General features: G+C 58.0%; 13 protein-coding genes. 5 read left to right on the top strand and 8 right to left on the bottom strand.

The window, feature by feature from the left end; translation table 11 throughout:
- Window positions 1-9: 9 nt before the first annotated feature.
- From anfO to nifH, 7 genes are all read right to left on the bottom strand, one after another.
- The gene (anfO, locus tag ABUK12_RS17275; RefSeq protein ID WP_410013006.1) at window positions 10-627 is read right to left on the bottom strand and encodes a Fe-only nitrogenase accessory protein AnfO; all 618 of its coding nucleotides are present in this window, start codon (window positions 625-627) and stop codon (window positions 10-12) included.
- A gap of 10 nt (window positions 628-637) precedes the next feature.
- Window positions 638-1,144, bottom strand: a complete 507-nt coding sequence (locus tag ABUK12_RS17270; protein ID WP_410013005.1) for a pyridoxamine 5'-phosphate oxidase family protein — start codon at window positions 1,142-1,144, stop codon at window positions 638-640.
- Between the two features lie 15 nt (window positions 1,145-1,159).
- Entirely contained in the window at window positions 1,160-1,579 is a 420-nt protein-coding gene (locus tag ABUK12_RS17265; RefSeq protein ID WP_410013004.1) for a hypothetical protein, read from the bottom strand.
- Window positions 1,580-1,614: 35 nt separating this feature from the next.
- Window positions 1,615-3,003: a Fe-only nitrogenase subunit beta gene (gene anfK, locus ABUK12_RS17260; protein ID WP_410013003.1), complete on the bottom strand. Its 1,389-nt coding sequence runs from the start codon at window positions 3,001-3,003 to the stop codon at window positions 1,615-1,617.
- A gap of 11 nt (window positions 3,004-3,014) precedes the next feature.
- Entirely contained in the window at window positions 3,015-3,365 is a 351-nt protein-coding gene (anfG, locus tag ABUK12_RS17255) for a Fe-only nitrogenase subunit delta (RefSeq protein WP_410013002.1), read from the bottom strand.
- A gap of 12 nt (window positions 3,366-3,377) precedes the next feature.
- Entirely contained in the window at window positions 3,378-4,943 is a 1,566-nt protein-coding gene (gene anfD, locus ABUK12_RS17250) for a nitrogenase iron-iron protein, alpha chain (protein WP_410013001.1), read from the bottom strand.
- Between the two features lie 78 nt (window positions 4,944-5,021).
- Complete coding sequence (gene nifH, locus ABUK12_RS17245) at window positions 5,022-5,849, bottom strand: nitrogenase iron protein (RefSeq protein ID WP_410013000.1); 828 nt, start codon at window positions 5,847-5,849, stop codon at window positions 5,022-5,024.
- Between the two features lie 421 nt (window positions 5,850-6,270).
- Here nifH and modD point away from each other — a divergent pair, with 421 nt between their 5' ends.
- A complete protein-coding gene (gene modD, locus ABUK12_RS17240) occupies window positions 6,271-7,119 on the top strand; it encodes a ModD protein (RefSeq protein ID WP_410012999.1) in 849 nt (282 codons plus the stop codon).
- Between the two features lie 47 nt (window positions 7,120-7,166).
- On the opposite strand, the gene ABUK12_RS17235 is transcribed toward modD, so the two are convergent.
- On the bottom strand, window positions 7,167-7,622 hold the full coding sequence (locus ABUK12_RS17235; protein ID WP_410012998.1) for a molybdopterin-binding protein: 456 nt from the start codon (window positions 7,620-7,622) through the stop codon (window positions 7,167-7,169).
- Between the two features lie 428 nt (window positions 7,623-8,050).
- Here ABUK12_RS17235 and ABUK12_RS17230 point away from each other — a divergent pair, with 428 nt between their 5' ends.
- From ABUK12_RS17230 to ABUK12_RS17215, 4 genes are all read left to right on the top strand, one after another.
- Window positions 8,051-8,617 carry a spore coat U domain-containing protein gene (locus ABUK12_RS17230; RefSeq protein ID WP_410012997.1) on the top strand — a complete coding sequence of 189 codons (567 nt, stop codon included), beginning with the start codon at window positions 8,051-8,053 and terminating at the stop codon, window positions 8,615-8,617.
- 18 nt (window positions 8,618-8,635) lie between these two features.
- A complete protein-coding gene (locus ABUK12_RS17225; RefSeq protein ID WP_410012996.1) occupies window positions 8,636-9,166 on the top strand; it encodes a spore coat U domain-containing protein in 531 nt (176 codons plus the stop codon).
- A 20-nt stretch (window positions 9,167-9,186) separates the two neighbouring features.
- Window positions 9,187-9,912: a molecular chaperone gene (locus ABUK12_RS17220; RefSeq protein WP_410012995.1), complete on the top strand. Its 726-nt coding sequence runs from the start codon at window positions 9,187-9,189 to the stop codon at window positions 9,910-9,912.
- Window positions 9,913-9,990: 78 nt separating this feature from the next.
- The gene (locus ABUK12_RS17215) at window positions 9,991-12,306 is read left to right on the top strand and encodes a fimbria/pilus outer membrane usher protein (protein WP_410012994.1); all 2,316 of its coding nucleotides are present in this window, start codon (window positions 9,991-9,993) and stop codon (window positions 12,304-12,306) included.
- The last annotated feature ends 5 nt before the right edge of the window (window positions 12,307-12,311 follow it).

Genomic DNA, 12,311 nt, shown 5'->3' with positions numbered 1-12,311 from the left:
AGAACCCGTTCAACTCTTACCTATGTTGAGTACCCGCGCCCGGCAACGCCCGTCCGGTTGTTGCGCCACCGTAAGCGCCAGCTTTAATGCCGGCAGTTCATGTTTAAACCATTTCGGCACATGATCGCAGGTAATGTCGATTTGTTTAAAGGCTCCCGCGCGGAAAAATGGCAGCAGCACCTGTTTCGAGGTTAAGGCGCCATTGCTTTTCAGCGCGTCGATAAGGTTAAGGCAATATTCCCCCGCGCCCTGGCCGGGCTTGATAACGCTTTGGGCCGCCGCTGCCTGCTCCCGCGGTGCGTTTTCTTCCACAAACTGCCGGATACGCGTCAGGAAACCGGCGGGTTCCCCGGTCAGCCGCCACATAGTGATGCCCATGCCGTCAAAATAGGACAGCAGCGCGCCGTGAATAGCGGCGGCGACAAAATGGCGGCAGCCGTCGAGGGACGTCAGCATCTCCAGGGTGCGGGTTCTGATTTCGCTTAATCCCATTTGCGGGCGCAGGGTAAACGGAATATCCGCAACCGGCCGCCAACCGTCGGCGGTTGATTCATACACCCGCACCGCGCCTGGCTGGTACAGCGAGGCGGCCCGGCCGCCGGCATCGATAAATACCGCTATCTTCATTTTCCACTCCCTAAAATCCGTGCTGTTTACCCTTCATTGAAATGATATCAATACGCAGCACCAGGGTGGCGCGCACATTGGCGGCGGGAAAGGTCCAGGCTTTGTCGCTGAAGCGGGCGACAATCAGGTTAAGCGCGGCGATCTTTTCCGCCTCGTCCCGGATAAACACCGCGTTGCCCAGACCGATGACCGTACGGTGCCTGGCCTCGAAATTACAGATCACCTCGTCTTCCACCACGCCCTGTTCGGTGGAAACCGCAAAACACAGGGTGCTGTTTTTTTTCAGCATCGCTATTTTGGTGCCGGCCCTGGCGGAATGGAAATAAAGCGACGTGCCGTCCCAGGCGTAAAATACCGGTACCATAAAAGGGATATTGTCCTGCGCCAGGGCGATATACATCACCCTGGCGGAGTCCAGGATCGCCGCTATTTCGGCCGGTTGCGTTATTTCCCGTTCATCGCGACGCATGGCGCCGTGCGGATGTCCCGGGGCCGCGCGCGGTTCTGTCGACTGCATAGGTCGTGCCCTCCTTTATCGCGCCTGGGAACCCTGGGTGCCCAAAGCGGTTAAAATCCCCGACAATTCCCGGCAAATGGCGATAATGCCGACCGAATCCGCCAGGGTCGGGGTGCCGTGGTGGTAGTTTTCCAGCGAACAGAGACCAAAGATGTCATCCAGCGCGCGGATTTTGCCGCTTAATGCCGGCGAAAAGAGAATAACCTCCTCCGCCGTATCCATGAGGCTGCCATAGTTGTGGTTATACGGCATGCTGCCGTACCAGGCGCAGAGTGCGATGAGATAACACTCCACGGCAATGGACGCCACGTTGAAAACCAGACCGGGCGACTGCGCCTGTTCGGCGAACAGTTCCGCCCGCCGGTGATAGCCTTCGGCATCATGGGAAAGCCGGATAAACTTTTGCCGATCGGATTCAAATAACAGTTTTGACATTGGTTTTATCCTTATGAATGACAGGCCGATACCCATTACCAGACGTTAAGGATCCACTCTTTGTTTTTCTTGTATTCCATATCGGTGAACAGCGCGTTGGCAAACTGCTCCGCCAGCCAGATGGCCCCCGCATAGCCCACCACCGGATGGCGCCATAAGCCGGCGCGGTCATAGGTGGGAAACCCAACCCGGACCATGGGGATCTGATTGTCGATGGCGGTAAAGCGCCCTTTGGAATGGCCGAGGATCAAATCCAGTTCCAGCCCTTGGTGGGTAATGCGGTTTTCCAGTTCCCACAGGTCGGCATTGGTAATGATCTCCATGCCGTGATCCACCTGCTCCTGTAGGGCGATAATGCGGGGATCGGTATCATAAAACGCATTATCGTCGCCCAGCAGCAGCAGTACCGGCTTCATTTCCAGATCCAGGCAAAACTCGGCCAGGCCGATGACCAGATCGGGATTGCCGTAAATCGCCACCCGCTTATCGGCCAGGAACATATGCACCAGATCGGTCAAGGCGTCGATGGCGATGCCGCGCTCGCGCACCAGCGATTCCGGAATTGCCTTGCCGGTCAGCTGCCGCAGGTTTTGCAGGAACGTGTCGGTATTACGGATACCAATGGGCGTAGGCCCGATAATGGTGGGGATGGCGAATTGTTCCGCCAGGTAATCCGCCGCCTTGCGTCCTTCATAACGGTTCAGCGCGAGGGTGCCCAGGGCGTTGGCCGTTCCCACCAGGTCCTCGACGGTGGTATTGCCGTGGGAAACGGTGTTGCCGCTGGGCATCACCGGGGAGTCGAAATTTTCAATTTCAAACAGCACGGTGGCATCGATGCGCATTTCCGCCAGCAGATGTTTCAGCGCCGTCACGTCGCCGGGGTTAACCCAGCCGGTGAACAGGTTAATCTTGCCGTTGGGTTCGCTTTTCTTGGCAAAATATTTGATGAAATCCCGCACCGTCACATCGTAGCCGCTTATCATGCTGCCGACAAAACTCGGGGTATGGATCGGGATCAGATAGACCTCGCGGCCGGGAAATTTCTCTTTCAACAGCCCATCGTTAAGCTTGCGCACCACGCCGTCCACGTCGTCGCCGATCACCTCGGTGGAGCAGGTGGTGATAATCGGCACCACCCTGACATGGGGGTAGCGCATCAGCAGCACGTCCACCGCCTGCTCCACGCGATCGAGCGCGCCGAATACCGCGCCGTCCTCATGCACCGAGGAAGAGGCGATTTCAAAGCTCTCCTTTAAATGCTGGGAAATCAGCAAACGCACGAACATCACGCAGCCCTGGCCGCCGTGCACGATGCCGATACAATCCTTGACGCCGATGCTGACATATTGCGCCCCCGCCGGCTGGCAGGTGAATATCGGATTGATAACGCCGGTACGATCTTTCTTTCTTAATTCACACGACATGCTAGTGCCCTCTAATAGCGCCGATCGGTTAATTCCGCGTTTAGCGATCCGGTAATCGTCAGGTAGTTCAGCCGTTCATGGAGCGCGGTGATAAGCGCGGCGATCTCCGCCTTACCCATCATGCCCAGCCAGGAAAAGCGCGTTTTATACGCCTCCACCAGTACCACGGCGTCGGCCCAGTAGCAGCGATTGGCCGGGGTACTGAGATCCACCGGTTCGTCACACAGCAATTGCGCGACGATATGCAAAATGCCTTCATTCTGCTTTTCCCGGTCCCAGACGCGGGAATGAAACTGCCAGAGGCAATTTTTCATGATGTAATCCACCAGCGGCTCGATACGGTCTTCAATCTGGTTTGCCATCGATGGTTCTCCTTATTCCGCCGGAATGACCGTCTGGCCGGGAAAGGTGGGGTAAACGCGCTCACGCAGCCTGGAAACGCTGTCATAACCGCCGCTATACTGGCGCAGGGTGGTGGACGCCAGGGTCTGATCGTCAAGGCCTGCGGCAGCGAGCATTTTCTGTGTGGCGAAACCCCGGTCGGTGGGGATGGCATCCTTGCTGATATCCAGCAGGGCCAGCTGATGGATGGGTGAATAAATGGCGTTATAGATATCGCGCGCAAAACGCACCCAGCCTTCGTACCCCTTATAGGGACCGTTATGGTACGCATGGGCGTTCAGGTAGGGGACGCGGATTTTTTTCGCCACTTCGCCCGGGCGCTTGCCGGTAAAGATGACATCCGGCTTGAGCTGGTACATCGCTTCCAGGGTTTCCAGTTCATTGGGATCGTCGATGGCCATGGCGCCGGCCTCGCAGCGGGCAATGCCTTTTTCCATATCGCCCTGATGGCCGAATTTGGTATAGACCGACACCACTTCCACGCCCATTTCCGCATGGATCACGTGCGCCCAGTGCCAGAGTTTGGAACCGCCCGGCCATAAGCAGACTTTTTTGCCTTTCAGGCGCGCCATATACCAGTCAAGCTCCGGTTTCCAGCGGGCGGTTTCCTCGTCGATAATGGCCTGCGCGCGGTCTTCGATACCAAAAAACAGCCCGATCTTGCGCAGGGAATCCGATAAGGGGCCAAAACCAAAACCGTCGATATCCAGGCGCGGAATGCCGTAGCGCACCCGCAGTTCATTGGCGATATATTCCGCCGAGCGCGCGCATTCCAGCACATTAAGGTGGGCTTTATGCATGCCGCGCAAATCATCGTAGGAGCCGTTGCCGGTAAAGGTGGACAGCACCTGGATACCCATGCGCTTAAAGTAATCCACCATCACTTCCTGATCGCCCTGGATATTGTATTCGCCCACATAGTTGATGACATGATCGCTGGTGATTTTCGGCTCGACGGTGCCGACCTTCTGGTTAATCCAGGCGATATTGATTTTATGATGGCCTCCGGACTGGCTGGGGCCGGCGAAACCCGGCGAATTGCAGACAAAAATATCCACATCCGGCAATTCGTCCATCACGTCCTGCGCCACGGCGGCGATATCGTCGCCGATCAGCGCCGACGCGCAGGTTTGGTAAATGGTCATGCGCTTAATGGTGGGCTGGGCCTTAAACGCCTCCAGGATATTCTGCTTCAGCACCCCTTCCGCGCCGAACACGATATGTTTTTCCTTCATATCGGTGGCAAAGGTATATTTCAGCTGGAAGTTGTCGTTATCACTGATGTAGCGTTTGGTTTGCCAGGTATCGTAAGTACATCCCACCGGCCCGTGGCTGATATGGATGACATCCTTCATCGGCGTGCCGATAACATGCTTGGCGCCGCAATAGGCGCAGCCGCGTTCGGACAATGTTCCCGGGATGGTATTCAGATAGCCCAGGGGCAGCACCGAGGTTAAGTCCTCCCCGGCGCCTTTGACTACGGCATGGAGTTTCCGCTCCGGTATACACTTGCTAACCTCAAACTCATGATGTGGCATGGTTCATTCCCCGATTAAGTAACTGGTCATCTTGCCGGCCGGCGGCGATCCGGTCCTTTAGCACTTAGCGCTGTTCAATCAATCGGCCAGACCGTATTTGACCACCATGGCTTCCAGCGCTTCCATGGTCATGGGTTTAGGGATAACCAGGTTTTTATTTTCAATAATCTTACGTCCCAGCTCGCTGTATTCATGGGCCTGGTTAGATTCCGGATCAAATTCAGTAACGGTTTTTTTATTGAATTCCGCTTTCTGCACGATATTATCCCGTGGTACAAAATGCAGTAATTGCGTGCCGATGGCCGCGGTGAACTCTTCAACAAATTCCCGCTCCCCGTCAACCTTGCGGCTATTACAAATAATACCGCCGAGACGGACACCGCTTTGCTTGGCATATTTCACCAAGCCTTTGCAAATATTATTGGCGGCATAGATCGCCATCATTTCCCCCGAGGCGACAATATAGACTTCCTGGGCCTTGCCTTCGCGGATCGGCATGGCGAACCCGCCGCAGACCACGTCGCCTAAAACGTCAAAGAAGATAAAATCCAGATCCTCGGAGTAGGCGCGATTATTTTCCATCAGGTCGATGGCGGTGATGACGCCTCGTCCGGCGCAGCCTACGCCCGGCTCAGGGCCGCCGGACTCAACGCAGCTGATGCCGAACACGCCGGTTTTCACCACCATGTCATTGGTGATCTTTTCGGCGCCCCGATCGCGCAGCACGTCCATCAGGGTTTCCTGATGCATGCCGCCTAATATCAGCCGCGTGGAATCCGCCTTTGGATCACAGCCATGAATAAACACTTTTTGACCATGATAATAGGCTAATGCGGCGGCGGTATTTTGTGTGGTGGTCGATTTGCCAATACCACCCTTGCCATAAATTGCCAGTTTGCGAGTCACAATAAAGAACTCCTCTGATGAATAATGTATAATGAATAAAAAATAGTAAAGACAGCATGAATAGAGCAATCCCCATGCCAAGGCGTAAAACAGTCCGTACGGCCGCGATAATAATGCGTATTTTTTTGTAGCGGGAATACGTTACCGCCTGTATTTATTGGCAATATCACCATGCGGCGAAATCGTATTTTACATACCGCCGGTTGCTGACGGGAAAATGCATATCCGCGCATTTAGTACATTCGCGAACATTATTAAAAATAAAAGTTCACGACGGTGTTTTATCCGGTGGGAGGACCCGACCGGCCCGGCGCTTGATCCGTATCATTCACGTTTTAGCGCCGGTTGTGTTATTGGTGATCCAGCAGGAAGTGGCGACGGCGCATTTACATCATCTCTCTCAACACGACGAGGCACGATCATGCTTTATCTTTCCGATCAGGAACTGGATTCGCTACTGCAGGAAGATATCCGCTACGGCGACCTGACTACCCGCGCCCTGGGCATCGGCAACCGTCAGGGCGTCATGAGCTTTAGCCGGCGCACCGCCGGGAAAGTCAGCGGGCTGGACGCCGCAGCAAGGGTCCTGCAACGGCTGGGGCTCAGCGTGGTGATGGCGATGGCCGACGGGCAGATGGCGCAGGCCGGCGATGTGCTGTTAACCGCAGCCGGGCCGGCCGAAAGATTACACCAGGGCTGGAAAGTGGCGCAAAACCTCTTGGAATGGTGCAGCGGCGTCGCCCAGGCCACTCATGAGATGGTCGCCATGGCGCAAGCGGTAAACCCCAGGATGCGCATCGCCTGCACCCGCAAAACCATTCCCGGCACCAAAACGCTGGCGCTGGGCGCGGTGATTGACGGCGGCGGCATCCTGCATCGCTGCGGAACCGCGGATACGGTACTGTTGTTCGCCAACCACCGTCATTTCTGCGCCGATCCGGCGGATTGGCGCCAGCATGTGGCCACACTGCGCGGCGCGGCGCCGGACCGGTTAATCGTGGTGGAAGCGGATAATGAAACCGAAGCCATGGCGGCTATAGACGCCGGCCCGGACCTGGTGCAACTGGATAAATTCAGTCCCGCCGCGGTAAGCCGGGCGCTGGCCTATGCCAACAGCCAGGCTACCGGTTGCCGGCTGGCGGCGGCGGGCGGGATCCATTCCGGCAATATCGGGGAATACGCCCGCACCGGCATTGAGCTGGCAATCACCTCGATGCCTTACTACAGTCCGCCCGCCGATATCGGCGTCCGGCTGTATCCCGCCAAGTGATACCGCCGTCATCCGCTTCGCGTCTCAACAGCGCACGCCGTAAGGTATTAGGGATTTCCGGCCGTTATTGGCGGTGAGTCGTGGGTCGCCAGCACAATGCTGGACGCCTTGACCAGGGCAATCACTTCATCACCGTCCTTGAGGCGCATGCCGGCGACGCTCTCATTGGTAATGACCGAAACCAATGACATGCTGGCATCGACGGCGACCGTAACTTCGCTGTTGATGGCGCCTTTGACGATGTTGGTGATGCTGCCGGTAAATTGATTGCGCGCCGAAAACCGCAGGCCGGTGCCGGCGGTCGTCAGGATCACCCAGGGCGCTTTGATAAACGCGCTGGCTTCGCCGCCAAGGCGCAGGTCGAGATAGTGCACGCTGCTATGGGTAATGGTGGCGACCAGCTTCTTGCCGCCCGCCAGGGTGAGTTCTATTTCATCATTGACCGCGCCGGCGACAATGGCCGTTACGGTGCCAGTCAGATGGTTTCTTGCGGATGTCAGCATAGTCTTCTCCAGAAGGTAAAAGGAAGCCTGGGCAAAAAGTCACTACCCCTGCCAATACGCAGCAACTTTTATGCCATATATCCCGGACGGCGTTTATTTAAGTTATGACTCACCAGGAAAATGACCGGGCCGGCGCGGCCTGTTTCCCCAGGATACCTGATAAACGCCCGCCGTTCATCTTGACAACCCCCGTGCGCTTCTGGGGATACCCGACGTTTCGCAATGTGCTCGCCAAGGGAAGGAAAAAGTTATTATCCGTCGCCGGATTTATTTATGACTACTATAAAACATCGGCCATCTAGCCATGGCTTATTAACATTGATTCATCGAACCTTTAATTATTATTCAATATATTTTTCAAAAAATAATGTTTTAATTTTAATAAATATCCCGTTGAGTATTCTCTAAGATTCCTTTGAGGTAAGGATATGAATAAGAAGTTTTTTTTCCTGGCGTGCTGGCTGGGCTGTGGCCTGGCGGGTGTTGCCCGGGCGGTAACCACCACCGGAGCCATTAACGCCTCGCTGACCTTAACCAACGGTTGCCTGATCAACGGCGACCCGGCCACCAGCAATGTTAACTTCGGCACGCTCGATTTCGGTACCCATCCCGCCACTTTCGAGGAGCTGAGCGCGACACTGAGCGGCGCCACCGGCGACGGCATCCGTGTTCGTTGTACCACCGGGGCAACCTTTAGCGTGCAGATAACCGGCAGCAACCCCGCGCCGGTGAATGTGTATGGCGCGGAAACCGCCAGCCCGCGTTATCTGGTGCTCGGCAGCGACGCATCACAGGGCATTGCGTATACGCTGTATAACGACGCCGCGTTTACCACGCCTATTGCCAACAATACCGGCCTGAGGGCTACCGGTGTCCCTGATCCGGTAAACGGCAATATTTATCCGGTATATGGTCGGGTCACCCAGGGCGGGAATAATACCAGCGTGCCGGCGGGTACTTATAGCGACGTGATTAATGTCCAGGTCATTTATTGATAGCGGAATGCTTAAGGGATGTCAGTACTCAACCGACGGCAACGGCCTCATTGCCTGGGCGTGGCGCTCGGGTCGCTGCTGGCGCTGTATCCAGGACCGCTGTCCGCCTTGCCGACGCAAAATTTTCAGATATCGGCGTCGGTGGTGTCGGGCTGCCAGATCCAGGGCGGCGGTGTGCTCGGGACGCTGGATTTCGGTACCTTGTCCGGTATCGATACCCGGGCCGCCAATGCCGCGCTGGTGCAAAGCGCCTCGTTTGCCATCGCCTGCACCCCGGGCACGACCTTAACCATGAATCTGGGCGGCGGTAATCATTTCACCACAACGCGTCATCTTCAGCGATTGAATAATACCGATCTGATTGCCTACCGCCTTTTCACCAGCGCCAGTTTATCGCCGGCCAGTGAAATTCCGGTTAACCAGGATATCGCCATCAGCCACGGCGATGGCGACCACATCCAGCTGCCGGTTTACGGACAGCTGCAGTTGGATGGCTTTCACCCGGCAGGAACCTATACCGATAGCATTACGGTAACCCTGTCCTGGTAACGATTTAGAAGGATCTGAATATGACCATTCTCGCCGTCGGGCGCTTTCTGTTGTCGCTGCTGCTGGGCCTGTGGCTGCCCATCGCCTGGGCGGGGCACGCCGTCCTGATCTGGCCGGTGGATCCCTTTTTGGCCGGCACGCAAAAAGCCACCGAGCTGTGGGTGGAAAACAAGGGCGCCGCCGCCACCTTGCTGCAGGTGCGGATCTTTTCCTGGGAGCAGACGGAGGGCGGGGAGCGCTTTCATACGCAACAGGATATTATCGCCAGCCCGCCCATGCTCAGGCTGGATGCCGGACAAAAACAGCTGATCCGCATTATCAGGCAAGCGCCGCCGGCTTCCGGCCCGGAACAAGCCTTTCGCATCCTGCTCGACGAAATTCCCACCCCTAACGACCGGGCCGACGATCCCGCCAATTCGCTGATGTTCCAGATGCGTTACTCCATTCCGCTGTTTGTCTACGGCGGCCAATCGTCGCCGGACAGCGGCATGCCGCTGTTAAGCTGGCGTCTGGTCCAGGTACGGGGCGAGCCTTATCTGGAGATCCGCAACCAAGGACCGGTACACGCCCGGCTCAGCAAAACGCGGCTGGGGAAATATCAGCTCACCGACGGATTGTTCGGTTACGTACTGGCCAACGCCCGCCATCGCTGGCCGCTTAACGCCGGCGTTGACGCTCACGCGGTGCTGGAGACCCGGGTCGATAACCGCAACAAGGTATGGCGCGGCACGTCTTCCGCGCGCTAGATAATGGACCGTCCTGCGCCGACCTTTCTCCGCCGTTGCGCCGTTACCCTGTTAAGTTATTGGGCTTGCGGGTTTCCCATGGACGGCAACGCGGAAACGTTCTCTTCGCTGCCGCCGCCGCCGGGGATGGCGCCCGGGCAGGCGCAGCGTCAATATATGCTGGAGCTGGTGGTGAATGAATCCGCCGTCGGCCGGATCGTGCCGGTGGCGTTTCGCGACGGGCATTATACCGTGCCCACCGCCGATCTGGTGCAAGCCGGGCTGCCGGCCGATCGGCTAAACGCGCAGCAAACGGATGTCACCGCCCTGCCCGGCGTAACGGCGACTTATGACCGGCCGCGGCAGCGGCTGTTGCTGGCGGTGCCGGCCAGTTGGCTGCCGGAACAATCGATAAGCCTGGAGCCGGGCGGCCGGCGCCATCCTGCACGCGTCAGCCCCGGCGCGTTGTTCAACTATGATATTTATGGCAGTCGCATCAGCGGCGACGTGCGCTTAGCCGTATGGCATGAATTGCGTACCTTTGGCGATGCCGGCCACTTTTCCATTGACGGCGTGGCGCAGCGCCAGATAACCGGCGCGCCCGGCGGCGGCGGCTATATGCGCTACGATACCTATTGGGCCAGCCAGAACGAGGAGCATGCCCTGCGCTGGGCGGCGGGCGATGTGATCACCGACGCGTTATCGTGGAGCAGCAGCGTGCGTATCGGCGGCATCCAACTCGCACGTGATTTTTCGGTACGCCCGGATATCGTGACCTATCCTCTGCCTTCGTTCGCGGGACAGGCGGCGGTGCCCACCACCGTCGATATGTTTATCAACGGTTATAAAACCAGCAGCAACAACCTCCAGCCAGGTCCTTACTCGCTCAACAATATGCCTTTTATCAACGGCGCCGGCGAGGCGGTTATCGTCACCACGGACGCGGTAGGCCGCCAGGTGATCACTACCCTGCCGTTCTATGTGTCCAGTACCCTGCTCAAACCCGGCTTATCCGATTATTCCGTGGGCGCCGGCGCGCTGCGCCGCGCGTATGGCGTAAAAAACGCCGATTACGGCCCGCCGGTGGTCAGCGGTTCCTACCGCCGGGGAACAACGGACTGGTTGACGCTGGAAAGCCATGCCGAGGGCGCGCAAAACCTGGCCCTGGCCGGCGCGGGCAGCCTGTTGCGGGTGGGACGCGCGGGAGTGATCAACGGCTCCTGGACCCACAGCCGTTTTGGCGGATGGACCGGAGAACAATATGGCTGCGGTTATCAATACAGTAACCGGGTCGCCAGCATCGGCACGCAGCATACCTGGCGCAGCAGTCACTTTGCCCATCTGGCGCTCTATGATGCCGGCGCCCGTCATCGGCCGCGCACCGCCTCGACGTTAAGCCGGGCCAGCGCGCAATATAACGCCGGCGTCACGCTGCATCGTTATGGCAGCCTCGGCGCGGCAATGATCGATATCCGCGGCCGGAGGGGCGATCGTACCCGCTTATGGAATCTGTCATGGAGCAGGAATCTGTGGGGCGACGCCAGCCTGTTTGCGACCGCGGGTTTCGATCGGCAACAGCGGGACTATTCCGGCGCCCTCTCGTTGATCATGCCCTTTGGCGGCCTGGCCAGCGCCAGCGTCGGCCTGGAGCGCGACAGGCCCGGCGGCGACGCCCAGCGCCTGACGGTGTCCCGCGCCATGCCCTCCGACGGCGGTTTCAGCTGGGACGCCTCCTATGCCCGCCAGCAAAGAGACAAAGATTATCGCCAGGCCACGCTCGACTGGCGTAACCGTTATGTCGACGCCTCCGGCGGCTTTTACGGCGTCAGCGGCAGCGACGTGCAATGGGCGGATATCAGCGGCGCGCTGGTGACGATGGATGGGCGGCTGCTGGCGGCAAACCAGTTAAATAATGCGTTTGTGCTGATAAAAACCGGGCAGCCGCAAGTGCTGGTGCGTTATGAAAACCAGCCGGCGGGCGTGACCGACCAAGCGGGCTACCTGCTGATTCCCAATGTTATCGCCTACTACCCGGCTAAATACGGCATCGATATCTTAAATATCCCCGCTGATTTGACGGCGCCCGCTATCGAGCAACGTTTCTCGGTGCCCCGCCAGAGCGGCTATCTGCTCCATTTCCCTATCGAGCCGCTGCGCGCGGCCAGCATCATCCTGCATGACGGCCAGGGCCGGCCGCTGCCCGTAGGCACCCGGGTCGTGCGCGACGGGCTGCCCGATGATTATGTGGGCTGGGAAGGCCTTGCCTGGCTGGAAAACCTGGCAACCGACAACCGGCTGCGCGCCGTCACCCCGGACGGACGGCGCTGCGCCGCCCGCCTGACGCTGCCGGACGGCAGGCCCCGGGCTTTACATACCTACGGGCCGTTGCCATGCCCGCTGTCCGCGACACCTTAAGGAAC

It is taken from the genome of Sodalis sp. C49 (assembly GCF_046352915.1).
In the GTDB taxonomy this organism is placed as follows: Bacteria; Pseudomonadota; Gammaproteobacteria; order Enterobacterales; family Enterobacteriaceae; genus Acerihabitans.
This window is presented reverse-complemented; position numbering and strand designations above follow the sequence as displayed.

Bases quoted from the DNA above. Each gene is read 5' to 3' on its own strand.
- anfO (WP_410013006.1), bottom strand. From the start codon at position 627: ATGAAGATAGCGGTATTTATCGATGCCGGCGGCCGGGCCGCCTCGCTG.
- ABUK12_RS17270 (WP_410013005.1), bottom strand. From the start codon at position 1,144: ATGCAGTCGACAGAACCGCGCGCGGCCCCGGGACATCCGCACGGCGCC.
- ABUK12_RS17265 (WP_410013004.1), bottom strand. From the start codon at position 1,579: ATGTCAAAACTGTTATTTGAATCCGATCGGCAAAAGTTTATCCGGCTT.
- anfK (WP_410013003.1), bottom strand. From the start codon at position 3,003: ATGTCGTGTGAATTAAGAAAGAAAGATCGTACCGGCGTTATCAATCCG.
- anfG (WP_410013002.1), bottom strand. From the start codon at position 3,365: ATGGCAAACCAGATTGAAGACCGTATCGAGCCGCTGGTGGATTACATC.
- anfD (WP_410013001.1), bottom strand. From the start codon at position 4,943: ATGCCACATCATGAGTTTGAGGTTAGCAAGTGTATACCGGAGCGGAAA.
- modD (WP_410012999.1), top strand. From the start codon at position 6,271: ATGCTTTATCTTTCCGATCAGGAACTGGATTCGCTACTGCAGGAAGAT.
- ABUK12_RS17235 (WP_410012998.1), bottom strand. From the start codon at position 7,622: ATGCTGACATCCGCAAGAAACCATCTGACTGGCACCGTAACGGCCATT.
- ABUK12_RS17230 (WP_410012997.1), top strand. From the start codon at position 8,051: ATGAATAAGAAGTTTTTTTTCCTGGCGTGCTGGCTGGGCTGTGGCCTG.
- ABUK12_RS17225 (WP_410012996.1), top strand. From the start codon at position 8,636: ATGTCAGTACTCAACCGACGGCAACGGCCTCATTGCCTGGGCGTGGCG.
- ABUK12_RS17220 (WP_410012995.1), top strand. From the start codon at position 9,187: ATGACCATTCTCGCCGTCGGGCGCTTTCTGTTGTCGCTGCTGCTGGGC.
- ABUK12_RS17215 (WP_410012994.1), top strand. From the start codon at position 9,991: ATGGACGGCAACGCGGAAACGTTCTCTTCGCTGCCGCCGCCGCCGGGG.